Source organism: Streptomyces sp. NPDC029159 (assembly GCF_055564055.1).
This window is the reverse complement of sequence record NZ_JBVHWT010000003.1, coordinates 194,719-206,892: the sequence shown is the minus strand read 5'-3', so window position 1 is coordinate 206,892 and position 12,174 is coordinate 194,719. Positions and strand designations below refer to the sequence as shown.

At 73.3% G+C, this 12,174-nt stretch carries 12 protein-coding genes; 7 read left to right on the top strand and 5 right to left on the bottom strand.

The features are described 5' to 3' along the window. Positions 1-83: 83 nt before the first annotated feature. The 3 genes from ACZ4U4_RS07945 (at position 84) to ACZ4U4_RS07935 (ending at position 3,657) form a co-directional block, all read left to right on the top strand. Positions 84-2,252, top strand: a complete 2,169-nt coding sequence (locus ACZ4U4_RS07945) for a DEAD/DEAH box helicase (protein ID WP_467870915.1) — start codon at positions 84-86, stop codon at positions 2,250-2,252. A gap of 155 nt (positions 2,253-2,407) precedes the next feature. Next, entirely contained in the window at positions 2,408-3,259 is an 852-nt protein-coding gene (locus tag ACZ4U4_RS07940) for an alpha/beta fold hydrolase (RefSeq protein ID WP_467870167.1), read from the top strand. A 242-nt stretch (positions 3,260-3,501) separates the two neighbouring features. After that, on the top strand, positions 3,502-3,657 hold the full coding sequence (locus ACZ4U4_RS07935; protein WP_169750032.1) for a hypothetical protein: 156 nt from the start codon (positions 3,502-3,504) through the stop codon (positions 3,655-3,657). Between the two features lie 83 nt (positions 3,658-3,740). Here the strand turns inward: ACZ4U4_RS07935 and ACZ4U4_RS07930 are convergent, their stop codons facing one another. From ACZ4U4_RS07930 to ACZ4U4_RS07915, 4 genes are all read right to left on the bottom strand, one after another. Continuing rightward, a complete protein-coding gene (locus ACZ4U4_RS07930; RefSeq protein ID WP_345086491.1) occupies positions 3,741-4,346 on the bottom strand; it encodes a MarC family protein in 606 nt (201 codons plus the stop codon). Positions 4,347-4,472: 126 nt separating this feature from the next. Continuing rightward, positions 4,473-5,327 carry a PHP domain-containing protein gene (locus ACZ4U4_RS07925; protein WP_467870164.1) on the bottom strand — a complete coding sequence of 285 codons (855 nt, stop codon included), beginning with the start codon at positions 5,325-5,327 and terminating at the stop codon, positions 4,473-4,475. Between the two features lie 152 nt (positions 5,328-5,479). Further along, positions 5,480-6,118, bottom strand: a complete 639-nt coding sequence (locus ACZ4U4_RS07920; protein WP_467870162.1) for a DUF6758 family protein — start codon at positions 6,116-6,118, stop codon at positions 5,480-5,482. A gap of 123 nt (positions 6,119-6,241) precedes the next feature. Further along, entirely contained in the window at positions 6,242-6,859 is a 618-nt protein-coding gene (locus ACZ4U4_RS07915) for a suppressor of fused domain protein (RefSeq protein WP_467870160.1), read from the bottom strand. A gap of 572 nt (positions 6,860-7,431) precedes the next feature. Between ACZ4U4_RS07915 and ACZ4U4_RS07910 the strand changes: the two genes are divergently transcribed. Beyond that, positions 7,432-8,544 carry a magnesium and cobalt transport protein CorA gene (locus ACZ4U4_RS07910; RefSeq protein WP_467870158.1) on the top strand — a complete coding sequence of 371 codons (1,113 nt, stop codon included), beginning with the start codon at positions 7,432-7,434 and terminating at the stop codon, positions 8,542-8,544. Positions 8,545-8,590: 46 nt separating this feature from the next. Further along, positions 8,591-9,130, top strand: a complete 540-nt coding sequence (locus ACZ4U4_RS07905) for a hypothetical protein (RefSeq protein ID WP_467870156.1) — start codon at positions 8,591-8,593, stop codon at positions 9,128-9,130. A 49-nt stretch (positions 9,131-9,179) separates the two neighbouring features. Here ACZ4U4_RS07905 and ACZ4U4_RS07900 read toward each other — a convergent pair whose 3' ends face one another. Next, complete coding sequence (locus ACZ4U4_RS07900; protein ID WP_467870153.1) at positions 9,180-9,959, bottom strand: hypothetical protein; 780 nt, start codon at positions 9,957-9,959, stop codon at positions 9,180-9,182. Positions 9,960-10,254: 295 nt separating this feature from the next. Between ACZ4U4_RS07900 and ACZ4U4_RS07895 the strand changes: the two genes are divergently transcribed. Both ACZ4U4_RS07895 and ACZ4U4_RS07890 read left to right on the top strand, forming a co-directional pair. Next, on the top strand, positions 10,255-11,580 hold the full coding sequence (locus tag ACZ4U4_RS07895) for a magnesium transporter MgtE N-terminal domain-containing protein (protein WP_467870151.1): 1,326 nt from the start codon (positions 10,255-10,257) through the stop codon (positions 11,578-11,580). Continuing rightward, complete coding sequence (locus tag ACZ4U4_RS07890; RefSeq protein WP_467870149.1) at positions 11,570-12,145, top strand: DUF1003 domain-containing protein; 576 nt, start codon at positions 11,570-11,572, stop codon at positions 12,143-12,145. Before ACZ4U4_RS07895 ends, ACZ4U4_RS07890 begins: the two co-directional genes overlap by 11 nt. Positions 12,146-12,174: the final 29 nt, after the last annotated feature.

Sequence of the window (12,174 nt, the reverse complement as noted above, 5' to 3'; positions counted from 1 at the left end):
ACCGCCCTCCCCCGCGGCGCGTACGCGACGTACGCATCAGCAGGAGGGACACCGCTCGCGGCAGGAGTGCCTGAGCGTTGGCAGTGGTCCCGCGCCGTCGGCTTTGCAACCCGGCCCGTACATCCCTCGTACGAAGCGCGGTACGACCCCCTTCGCCGCCTCGTGCCGCGTCTCACAGAAGAGGCAAGATTCTGTCTACGTTCCGAGAGCTCGGGATTTTCCCCGAGACCGCCGAGGCCCTCGAAGCCGTCGGCATCATTTCCCCCTTTCCCATCCAGGAGCTGACGCTCCCCGTCGCCCTCTCCGGCAGCGACGTCATCGGCCAGGCGAAGACCGGCACCGGCAAGACGCTGGGCTTCGGCCTGCCGCTGCTGGAGCGCGTCACCGTCCCCGCCGACGTCGAGGCGGGCCGGGCCACCCCCGAGCAGCTGACCGAGGCGCCGCAGGCGCTCGTCGTCGTCCCCACCCGCGAGCTGTGCCAGCAGGTCACCAACGACCTGCTCACCGCCGGCAAGGTGCGTAACGTCCGGGTGCTCGCCATCTACGGCGGCCGGGCGTACGAGCCGCAGGTCGAGGCGTTGCAGAAGGGCGTCGACGTCGTCGTCGGCACCCCGGGCCGCCTGCTCGACCTGGCCGGTCAGCGCAAGCTCGACCTCTCGAAGGTCCGCAGCCTGGTGCTGGACGAGGCCGACGAGATGCTGGACCTCGGCTTCCTGCCGGACGTCGAGCGGATCATCCAGCTGCTGCCGGCCAAGCGGCAGACCATGCTGTTCTCGGCCACCATGCCCGGCCAGGTCATCTCGCTGGCGCGCCGCTACATGTCGCAGCCCACGCACATCCGCGCCACCGCGCCGGACGACGAGGGCCAGACCGTCGCCAACACCACCCAGCACGTCTTCCGGGCCCACTCCATGGACAAGCCGGAGATGGTCGCGCGGATCCTCCAGGCCGACGGCCGGGGCCTGGCGATGGTGTTCTGCCGTACGAAGCGGACCGCCGCCGACATCGCCGATCAGCTCGCACGGCGCGGTTTCGCGTCCGGCGCGGTCCACGGCGACCTCGGCCAGGGCGCCCGTGAGCAGGCGCTGCGCGCCTTCCGCAACGGCAAGGTCGACGTCCTGGTCTGCACCGACGTCGCCGCCCGCGGTATCGACGTCGAGGGCGTGACGCACGTCATCAACTACCAGTCCCCCGAGGACGAGAAGACCTACCTGCACCGCATCGGCCGCACCGGCCGCGCGGGCGCCAAGGGCACCGCGGTCACCCTCGTCGACTGGGACGACATCCCGCGCTGGAAGCTGATCAACAAGGCGCTGGACCTGGCGTTCGACGAGCCGGAGGAGACGTACTCCACCTCCCCGCACCTCTACGAGCAGCTGCACATCCCGGCGGGCACCAAGGGCGTGCTGCCGCGCTCGGAGCGGACCCGCGCCGGGCTCGCCGCCGAGCAGGTCGAGGACCTCGGTGAGACCGGCGGCCGCGGTCGCGGTCGCGGCCAGGCGGCCACGGAGGAGCGCCCGCAGCGGACCCGTACGCCCCGCCAGCGGCGGCGCACCCGTGGCGGCGCGGCCGTCGACGGCGCGGCGGCCCCGCAGGCGGAGGCCGCGGTGGACACGGCGGAGGGCACCCCGGCCGAGGCCGACGGGCCCCGGCAGCCGCGCCGCCGTCGCCGGACCCGTTCGGGCAGCCGCCCGGCCGAGGCCGTGACGCCGGTCGCGGACGCGCAGCCCGCCGCGCCCGCCGCACCCGTCGCCGAGGAGGCGGAGGCCGCCCCGGCGAAGCCGCGCCGTCGCCGTACGCGCGCCGCCAAGCCCGCCGAGGCGCAGGCCGTGGTGGAGACCGTCGAGGCGCCCGCGGCGCCGGTCGCCGAGGAGGCCCCGGCCAAGCCGAAGCGCACCCGTAAGACCGCCGCGGCCAAGGCCGTGGAGGCGGTGGAGACCGCCGAGGGCACCGAGGCGCCCGCCAAGCCGAAGCGCACGCGGAAGACCGCGGCGGCCAAGGCTGCGGAGGCCGTGGAGGCCGCCGAGGGCGCCGAGGCTCCGGCGAAGCCGAAGCGGACGCGGAAGACCGCCGCCAAGGCCGTCGCGCCGGAGTCCGTCGCCGAGGAGGCGGAGGCCAAGCCGAAGCGCACCCGTAAGACCGCCGCGGCCAAGGCCGCCGAGTCCGCGGAGGCGGCCGAGGCGCCCGCGAAGCCGGTCCGCCGCCGCACCCGTGCGAAGGCCCCGGCCGCCGAGGCGACGCCGGAGAGCTGAGCCGCAGCACCCGTCCGACGGCCCGTTCCCGCCCCTTTGGCGGGGGCGGGCCGTCGGCGTGTCCGGGGCCGCCGGGCCCCGCCCACCGGGCGAACGCCGGGCCGCGGCGGCCGGTGCGCGTGGGTGTCCCCGGCGCGGGCCGATAGCCTCGGGTCATGAGCAGGCCGCCGACACTTACGCTGCCCCCGTGCGCCACCGCGCAGCGCCTCGTCACCGCGCGCGGGGAGTTCGCCGTGCACGACGCCCGGCCGGAGCGGACACCGCTCGGCACGGCGCTGCTGGTCCCCGGGTTCACCGGCAGCAAGGAGGACTTCATCGCACTGCTCGCGCCGCTCGCCGCGGCCGGATTCCGGGCGGTGGCGGTGGACGGCCGCGGGCAGTACGAGTCCCCCGGCCCCCGCGACCTCGCCGCCTACGGGCAGAGCGCGCTGGCGCAGGACGTGCTGGCGCAGGCCCGGGCGCTGGGCGGCCGGGTGCATCTGCTGGGGCACTCCTGCGGCGGGCTGGTGAGCCGGGCGGCGGTGCTGACCGACCCGGCGCCGTTCCGCTCGCTGACGGTGCTCAGCTCCGGCCCGGCGGCCATCGACCCGGCGCAGCAGGCCCGGGTGCGGATGCTGATCGATGCGCTCGGTTCGCTGGAGATGGCGGCGGTCTGGCAGGCGATGCGGGCGATGGACCCGCCGGAGGCGGCGGACGCCGGGACGCCGCCGGAGATCGGGGAGTTCCTGCGGCGCCGCTGGCTGGCGACCGTCCCGGAGCAGCTGATCGCCACCGGGCGGCAGATGCTGGAGGAGCCGGACCGGGTCGACGAGCTGGCCGCGGTGCCGCTGCCCAAGCATCTGGTGTCCGGCACGGTGGACTACGCCTGGCCGGTGCCGCTGATCGACAAGATGGCGGTGCGGCTGGCCGCCCGCCGCACGGTCGTCGAGGGCGCGGAGCACTCCCCCAACGCGGAGCGCCCCCTGGAGACCGCCGCCGCGCTGGCCGCCTTCTGGGGCGAGCACTGAGCCGACCACCGGGGTGCGCGCCCGGTGGCGGCCGATCGTCTGCCGTACGGAGCGGTGTCCGGGCCTGGTGACCAGCCCGGAATTCCCTCCTCACCTGCAAATACTTAGACCATCGAAAATTTTCCTTAGCGTAGGGAATGTTTGCAGGGGGCCAGGACGTTGGACACGTAGAAGCTCGGGCAGCGACGCCCGCGCTCGCATCCATCAGTTCTCCTCAGGAGGATCAGACGAAGGGAAGCCGTATGCGCTTCGAGATCATGCGCCTGGACGATGTCGACGGCACCGCCGTGGACAGCACCGTCGTGGACGCCGCCTCCGTCAACCGGATCGTGCAGCAGGCCGCCGCAATCGGCCAGCGCATCTACATCCGCCCGGCCGACACCGTCGCCGCCCGGTAACACCGACGCCGCCCCGCGCGGTACGCACGGATGCGCCCCCGTACGGAAGTGCCGTACGGGGGCGCGACTGCGTCCGGCGCCGGTCAGGCGCCCTGGACGACCTGGGTGACGCCGTTGATGATCTGCTGCACGGCGAGCGCGGAGAGCATCATGCCGGCGAGCCGGGTCACCAGCACCACACCGCCGTCCTTGATGACGCGGATGATCAGCAGCGAGAACCTCATCGCCAGGTAGAGCACCACATGGATCGCCACGATGGCGCTCCACACCGACAGCTGCGCGGTGAAGCCGTGGGCGTGCTGGACGGCGAGGATCACCGACACGATCGCCCCGGGCCCGGCCAGCAGCGGCATGCCCAGCGGGACCAGCGCGACGTTGACGTCCTTGGTCTGGGTGGGCTCCTCGGACTTGCCGGTGAGCAGGTTCAGAGCGACCAGCAGCAGGAGCAGACCGCCCGCGATCATCAGGGCGGGCGTGCTGATGTGCAGCCGGCCCAGGATCTGGCGGCCGAAGAGCCCGAAGACGGCGATGACGCAGAACGCGACGGTCGCCGCCTGCCAGGCCATCCGGCGCTGGACCTTGGCGGGCCGTCCGGCGGTCAGCCCGAGAAAGATCGGGGTGATCCCGGGGGGATCCATGATGACAAAAAGGGTGACGAAGAGAGTGCTGAAGGCAGCGACGTCGAACACGGTGATGTTGGCCTTGCGGTGGTGGTGGAGCGGAGAGGGATGCGCACCGGCACGGCGGCACGCGGGCGCACCGCACGGACGCGGGCGCCGGGGAGAAAGGGACCGCCGGGCTCCGGCGGTCAGGGGTCAGCCGCCCGCGCCGGGGACGGGGAAGGCGCCGGTGGCCCGGCGCACGATCTCGCCGTAGATCTCCGGGTCGGTGGTGTATTCGCCCAGCTCACAGGTCTTGTGACTGCCGTGGTAGTCACTGGAGCCGGTGGTCAGCAGCCCCAGCTCGGCGGCGAGGCCGCGCAGCCGGGCGCGGGTCGGCGCATCGTGGTCCATGTGATCGACCTCGATGCCGTCGAGACCGGCCGCGGCCAGCTCGACGAGGGCACTCTCGGGCACACAGGCGCCGCGCTTGACGGCGGCGGGGTGCGCGACGACGGCGACGCCGCCCGCACCCTTGATCAGCCGGAGCGCCTCGAACGGGTCCAGTTCGTGCTTGTCGACGTACGCGCGGCCGTCGTTGGCCAGCCACTGCGAGGTGAACGCGGCGGAGACGGTGGGCACGACGCCCAGGTCGACCATGGCGGTGGCCACGTGCGGGCGGCCCACGGAGCCGTCACCGGCGATGGCGGCGACCTGCTCCCAGGTGATCGGGACGCCCAGCTCCCGGAGCTTGGCGACCATGCCCTGCGCCCGCGGTACCCGGTCGTCGCGGAGGAGTTCCCGCTCGCGGGCGAACGCGGACTCCTGCGGGTCGAAGAGGTAGGCGAGCATGTGCAGCCCGGTGCCCGCGATCCGGCAGGACAGCTCGGCGCCGGTGACCAGCGTCAGCCCCGCGGGCAGCGCGGCGCGCGCCGCGGCGTGCCCGGCGACGGTGTCGTGGTCGGTCAGCGCGACGACGTCCAGCCCGCGGGCCGCGGCGTTCGTGACCAGCTCGGCGGGGGTGTCCGTACCGTCGGACGCGGTGGAGTGGGTGTGCAGATCGATGCGCACGACGCTGAACTCCCCCCTGCGCTACGGGACGGTGACCGGACGGCGCCCCGCACGGGCGCCGGAGGCGCGCCACAGGGCGTCCCGCCAAGGATACCGGGCCGTGGAAGACACCTTTCCGCCCCGAGAGGGACGTACGGGGGCCGGGCCCGGGCTCAGGACAGCAACCGCGGGGAGAGCGCCCCGCACGGCAGCAGATCGATCTCGGCGCCCGCCTCGCGCAGATCGGTGAGGACCAGCTCGTCGTACATCAGCAGACCGGACTGCTCGGGCCAGACGATCGCCCACAGCCAGAGCCCGCGGGCCTCCCCGGCGAAGACCACGCGGTCGGCCGGGGAGCCCTCGACGTGCCACATCGGGGTCGGACGGCCGGAGGCGAGGATCTTGGTGTGCGGGGCGGTGTCGACATCCAGGCCGGGGCCGGGGTCCGGGCCATCGATCCCGGCGTAGCGGGCGCCGAGGCCGACGCCCAGCTCCTCGGCGATCAGCAGGAGTTCGCCGGGGCCGCCGAGCGGACCGGGGCCGGAGCAGGCGACGGCGGTGGCGCGGCCGCCGCTGCGGTCGTCACCGGCGCAGGCCACCCCCGTGAAGAGCCAGCCGACCGGGAGCGGCCAGGGCATCCACACCGGGACCTGTGAGCGGTTCACGACGACGCCGAGCGCCTCGACGCTCGGCGGGACGACCGGCTGGAGCGGCTGCACGGTGTCGTGGACGGCGCACTGCCAGGAGTCGGAGAAGAGACCGGGCGCCCGGACGCGGCCACCGCACTTCGGGCAACTGGGTTCACCCCTCATAGGGATCCACGGTCCTCCAGCCGCGCGGCCGCGTCAAGGACGATCACCCGACCGGTCGGGATGTTCCACATGCCGGACCGGGGGCCGCCGGACGCCGGTCACCGGCCCCGGCGGCGGCCCGTCTCACGTCAGGTCCGCACCGCCGCGCAGCGGGTCCCGCAGGTCCGTGCCCTGCGCCAGCCACCGCTCCTGGAGCGCCTCCGCACCGTGCACCCGCTTCCACGCCGCCTCGTTGGGCGTCATCGGCAGCAGCGGCAGGAAGCGCACCGGCTCCAGCGGCGCGTCCAGCTCCAGATCCTCGACGAGGCCGCCGGACGCGGCGACCAGCACGGAGGTGAAACCGGCGCCCGGCCAGAGCGGTTCGCCGGTGTCCAGCGAGGCGCCCGGCGCCACGACGACGCCCTCGACCTGCGGCGATGCGGCGAGCACGGCGAGCGGCCGCAGCACCTTGTCGATGTCGGCGCGGCCCGGCCGCAGCGTGATCAGCAGCTCGGCGCGGGGCCCGGCCACCGGGTCGGCGAAGATCACCGACGGGGGCGCCCCCAGGCCCGGTGCGGCGCCGGAGGGGTCGGTCATCGGGTGGGCGGACATCCCGAGCGTCGCGTAGCGGACCACGCCGTCACCGGCGAAGCGCAGCACCTCGATGCGGTCGGTGCCGAGGAAGGTGACGGCGGCGCGGGCGTCCGGCTCGCCCAGGGCGGTGCGCAGCCGGGCTTCGACCAGCGCGAGAACGTCAGACATGGGGCGAGCATAGAGCGGCCCCGCGCGGCATCCGGAGGGGCCGTCCGGCAGCGCTGCGGTACGGCCCCGGGCCCGGCGGTCGGCCCGGACGCGGGCACGCCGGAAAACAGCGTGGATCGGCTTCGTATCGAACAGGCAAAGCGGCGCGGCGGCACCACGGGCGGCTGATAGCCTGCCATCTGGTCAGGGAATGACGTCGTCCCCCAGCGGGGACCGGCCGGAGGAGGTGGGGCTGCGGTGGATCCGAGTCGACCGTGCAGTACCGATAGTTCTCCTGTCATCCCTCTCGCGCAGCGAATCTTCTGATCGCCGAAGGCTTCCGTACCCCGCAGCCCAGCGGGAAAACCTGTGAAGTTCCTTCGCGTCGGACGGAGATGACGGAAGAGCGCCTTCGCCCCTCTGTTCCGTATCTCTCAGCGAATTCCTCGAATTCTCCGCGCGCCGTCAGTGCTCCGGCACGGAACGCTGCCCGCTTTGCGGACGTACGGCCGATGTCGCCTCGTACGTCCACGTTCCGGGTTGCGTTACGCCCCGCGCACGCCGCTGACGGCCGGCCCGTGAAGGAGCTTGCCATGTCGATGATCCGTGACCTGCGCGCCGCCGTCCGTCCCTCCCGCCGCCGTGACGGCGCCGCCCCCTTCGGCTACGAGAAGTCCGCCCCGTCCTGCGTGAACAGCGCCATCGTCGACTGCGCCGTCTACCGCGAGGGCCGCCGGGTGCAGGAGGCATGCACCCCCGCCGAGGCGATGGCGGCCGTCCGCACCGAGGGCGGTTTCGCCTGGATCGGGCTGCACGAGCCGTCGGAGGCCGAATTCGCCGGTATCGCCGCGGAGTTCGGGCTGCACCCGCTCGCCGTCGAGGACGCCGTCCACGCCCACCAGCGGCCGAAGCTGGAGCGGTACGACGACACCCTCTTCACCGTCTTCAAGACCGTCCACTACGTCGAGCACGCCGAGCTGACCGCGACCAGCGAAGTCGTGGAGACCGGCGAGGTGATGTGCTTCACCGGCCGGGACTTCATCGTCACCGTCCGGCACGGCGGCCAGGGCTCGCTGCGGGCGCTGCGCCACCGCCTCCAGGAGGACCCGGAGCTGCTGGCCAAGGGCCCGTCGGCGGTGCTGCACGCCATCGCCGACCAGGTCGTCGACGGGTACATCGCGGTCGCCGGTGCCGTGCAGGACGACATCGACGAGGTGGAGATCGACGTCTTCAGCTCGGGCGCCGGCCGGGGGGCGACCCGGGGCGGTGACGCCGGGCGGATCTACCAGCTCAAGCGGGAGGTGCTGGAGTTCAAGCGGGCGGTGTCGCCGCTGCTGCGGCCGCTGCAGCTGCTGAGCGAGCGGCCGATGCGGCCGGTCGACTCCGACATCCAGAAGTACTTCCGTGACGTCGCCGACCACCTGGCACGCGTCAACGAGCAGGTGCTCTCCTTCGACGACCTGCTCAACTCCATCCTCCAGGCCAACCTCGCGCAGGCGGCCGTCGCGCAGAACGAGGACATGCGCAAGATCACCTCGTGGGCCGCGATCTTCGCCGTCCCCACGATGATCGCCGGGATCTACGGCATGAACTTCAACAACATGCCGGAGCTGCACTGGAAGTACGGCTACCCGGCGGTGCTGGTGGCGACCGTCGCGCTCTGCTTCGGCATCCACCGCGGCTTCAAGCGCAACGGCTGGCTCTGACGACGCGGCCGGGCCCGAGACAAGCAGGCACATTAGGCTGACGGACATGACATCGACCCCGTCGCAGGCGCTCCAGGACCGCGCGCTCATCGAAGAGGCCACCAAGAAGTCCGGGCTGATCTGGGTGCGGGGGGCCACCGGCCCGTCCCGGGCGCTGTGGCATCTGTGGGTGGACGGCGCGGCGTGCCTGGTCGGGGACGGCGCGGGCGAGCAGCCGCTGGCGGATCTGGGGCTGACCGACGGCGCCACCGCGACGGTCACCGTCCGCAGCAAGGACAAGGGCGGCCGTCTCGTGGCGTGGCAGGCGCGGGTGGTGGAGACCGTGCCGGGCGGCGAGGCGTGGCGCACCGCGGTCGACGAGCTGAAGGGCAAGCGGCTCAACGCGCCGGACGCCGAGTCGATCCCGGAGCGCTGGGCGGCCGAGTGCCGGGTGCTGCGGCTGGAGCCGGTCGGCGGCGCCGAGCAGCGCCCCGGCGCGATGCCGGACGAGTCGCACGCCGTCCCGCCGCTGCCCTCCCCCGCGATCACCCGCCGGCCGGTCCCGGCGGCGCTGCCGAAGCTGCTGCGCCGGGGCCGTAAGGGCTGAGGGCGGAAGGCGGCGCCCCGCCCCTTACCGACGGCCGCGCCCGTGCCGCTCAGCCCTCCGACGCCGTCGAGACCTGCTTGCCGTAGTCGACGATCTGGTCCTGGGACGGCGGCTTGAGGGAGACGCCCTTGTCCCAGTCGTCGAAGCGGACCGTGCCCGCGTCACCGCCGCGCTCCAGGCGCAGCGGGTAGGGCGTGCCCTCCAGGGAGACGTCGAGGGTGCCGCCGGAGCCCGCGCCGCCCGCGACGCGGATGGTCTTCACCCCGCCGACGGTGGCGTGGTCGCCGGTGGCGAGCGTGCCGCGCAGTGCGAGCAGGCTCGCCAGCAGGGTGTCCTTGTCGGTGAAGCCGCTGAAGCGCTTGTAGACGGGGTCGGCGGCGGGCACCTTGACGTACTTGCCGCCGAGCTTGTCCGCCGCCGAGGCGTCGTTCTTGCCGCCGCCCGCCTTCTCCCCGGCCCAGAACGCGGCGTCCGCCTTGAGATAGAGCGCGTCACCGACCCGCAGCAGCGCGAACGTCGACTTGCGGGTGGTGAGTTGGCCCTTGGCGCCGGCGCCGGTGAGGTGCATGTCCAGCTTGTAGGTGGCGCCCTGGCTGACGAAGCTGCCGGAGAGGCGGACCGTCCCGGCGCTCTGCGCCGCCGCCCGCGCCTTCGCCTCGATCTTCTCGGCGGGCAGCTTGCCCACACCGTTCGTCCCGGCGTCCGGATCCTCGGCGCAGCCGGTCAGCGCCAGGGCCAGCCCCGCGCCCACCGCACCCAGGAGCGCCGTCCGCCCGATGCGACGGACGGCCACGGTGCGGGGGCCCGGTCCCGAGGGGGTTGCACTCACGTCGGCTTGCCTCCTGCTAGGGGGTGTCTTCTCGGTCGTCACGCGCCCGCCAGGGATTACGGGACAGCCCTTAGGGGTGACCTCGACAGCAGTACGGCAGCGTACCGGTCGTGCGGGGGCACTTCGGCGCCCCGCGGTCCGTCGCCGTACGGGCCGTTCTCCGGGGCGCGGACGAGCCGGGCGCGTTAGCCTGAACCCGGATTGACGCCTTTGTGCAGATAATCCGTCGTGCCCATGTCCGATGTCCCTGCTCCCGTCCCCCATCCGACCGGCCGGAGGAAAGGAGGCGCGCCGCATGGCGGTGGTGACTCCGCGGGTCTTCGTCTCGCACCTGTCCGGCGTCGCCGTCTTCGACCCCAACGGTGACCAGGTCGGACGCGTCCGCGATCTGGTCGCGATGTTGCGGACGAAGGGCAGCGGCAGCCGTGAGGGCCGCCCGCCCCGGCTGCTGGGGCTGGTCGTCGAGGTCGCCCAGCGGCGCCGCGTCTTCCTGCCGATGACCCGGGTGACGGGCGTGGAGTCCGGTCAGGTCGTCATCACCGGCGTGATCAACATGCGCCGCTTCGAGCAGCGTGCCTCCGAGACGCTGGTCCTCGGCGAGCTCCTCGACCGCCGGGTGCGGCTGGTGGAGACCGGCGAGGAGGTCACCGTCCTCGACATCGGCATCATCCAGCTCCCGGCCCGCCGCGACTGGGAGATCGACAAGGTCTTCGTCCGCCGCGGCAAAGGCGGTGCGCTACGCCGTAAGGGTGAGGCGCTGACCGTCGAGTGGTCGGCGGTGACCGGCTTCTCGCTGGAGGAGCACGGGCAGGGCGCGGAGAATCTGCTGGCCACCTTCGAGCAGCTGCGCCCCGCCGACCTCGCCGGGGTGCTGCACCATCTGTCGCCCAAGCGCCGCGCGGAGGTCGCCGCCGCCCTCGACGACGACCGGCTCGCGGACGTCCTGGAGGAGCTGCCCGAGGACGACCAGATCGAGATCCTGGGCAAGCTGAAGGTGCAGCGCCGGGCCGTCGTCCTGGAGGCGATGGACCCGGACGACGCCGCCGACCTCCTCTCCGAACTCCCCGAGGAGGAGAAGGAGCGGCTGCTGACGCTGATGCGCCCGGAGGACGCCGCGGACGTGCGGCGTCTGATGGCGTACGAGGAGCGCACCGCGGGCGGTCTGATGACGACGGAGCCGATCGTGCTGCGGCCGGACGCGACGGTCGCCTATGCGCTGGCCCGGGTGCGCGACCCTGACCTCTCCCCCGCGCTCGCCGCCCAGATCTACGTCTGCCGGCCGCCCGACGAGACGCCGACGGGCAAGTTCCTCGGTGTGGTGCACTTCCAGCGGCTGCTGCGCGATCCGCCGTTCACGCTGGTCAGCTCGATCGCCGACACCGATCTGCCGCCGCTGCCGCCGGACGCCACGCTGCCCGAGGTGACCCGCCATCTGGCGACGTACAACCTCGTCTCCGCGCCGGTCGTCGACGAGGGCGGCGCGCTGCTGGGCGCCGTCACCGTCGACGACGTGCTCGACCATCTGCTGCCGGACGACTGGCGGGAGACGGAGCTGCACGGCGAGGAGCCGGAGCCGCCCGCGGACGGCGGATGGGCGCGGGAGGTGGACGGTGGGGCCTGAGGAGCGGGACGGCGTCCGGGCGCGGGCGAACGGTTCGTCGGCGCTGCGGCGCGGGGCGAACGAGCGGCCGCGGGTCCGCCTCGACCAGCCGCGGGTGCCGAGGCGCACGCTGTTCCCGGAGTACGACCCGGACGCGTTCGGGCGGCTGTCGGAGAAGATCGCCCGCTTCCTGGGGACCGGCCGGTTCATCGTCTGGATGACGGTGATCATCATTCTGTGGATCACCTGGAACGTCACCGTGCCGGTCCCGCTCCGCTTCGACCAGTACCCCTTCATCTTCCTGACCCTGGCGCTCTCCCTCCAGGCGTCCTACGCGGCGCCGCTGATCCTGCTGGCGCAGAACCGTCAGGACGACCGCGACCGCGTCACCCACGAGCAGGACCGCGGGCGCAACGAGCGGTCGATCGCCGACACCGAGTACCTGACGCGGGAGATCGCGGCGCTCCGGCTCGGCCTGGGCGAGGTCGCCACCCGCGACTGGATCCGCTCCGAGCTGGCGGAGCTGATCAGGGAGCTGGAGATGCAGCGGCCGGACGGCGCGGAGCGTGACGAACGCGACCGCTGAACGGGCTTTCCGCCACCGGCCTACCCCGC

Excerpts from the sequence above, each read along its gene's own strand:
- ACZ4U4_RS07910 (WP_467870158.1), top strand. The coding sequence starts at position 7,432 with ATGTCGATGATCCGTGACCTGCGCGCCGCCGTCCGTCCCTCCCGCCGC.
- ACZ4U4_RS07895 (WP_467870151.1), top strand. The coding sequence starts at position 10,255 with ATGGCGGTGGTGACTCCGCGGGTCTTCGTCTCGCACCTGTCCGGCGTC.
- ACZ4U4_RS07940 (WP_467870167.1), top strand. The coding sequence starts at position 2,408 with ATGAGCAGGCCGCCGACACTTACGCTGCCCCCGTGCGCCACCGCGCAG.
- ACZ4U4_RS07920 (WP_467870162.1), bottom strand. The coding sequence starts at position 6,118 with ATGAGGGGTGAACCCAGTTGCCCGAAGTGCGGTGGCCGCGTCCGGGCG.
- ACZ4U4_RS07935 (WP_169750032.1), top strand. The coding sequence starts at position 3,502 with ATGCGCTTCGAGATCATGCGCCTGGACGATGTCGACGGCACCGCCGTG.
- ACZ4U4_RS07915 (WP_467870160.1), bottom strand. The coding sequence starts at position 6,859 with ATGTCTGACGTTCTCGCGCTGGTCGAAGCCCGGCTGCGCACCGCCCTG.
- ACZ4U4_RS07905 (WP_467870156.1), top strand. The coding sequence starts at position 8,591 with ATGACATCGACCCCGTCGCAGGCGCTCCAGGACCGCGCGCTCATCGAA.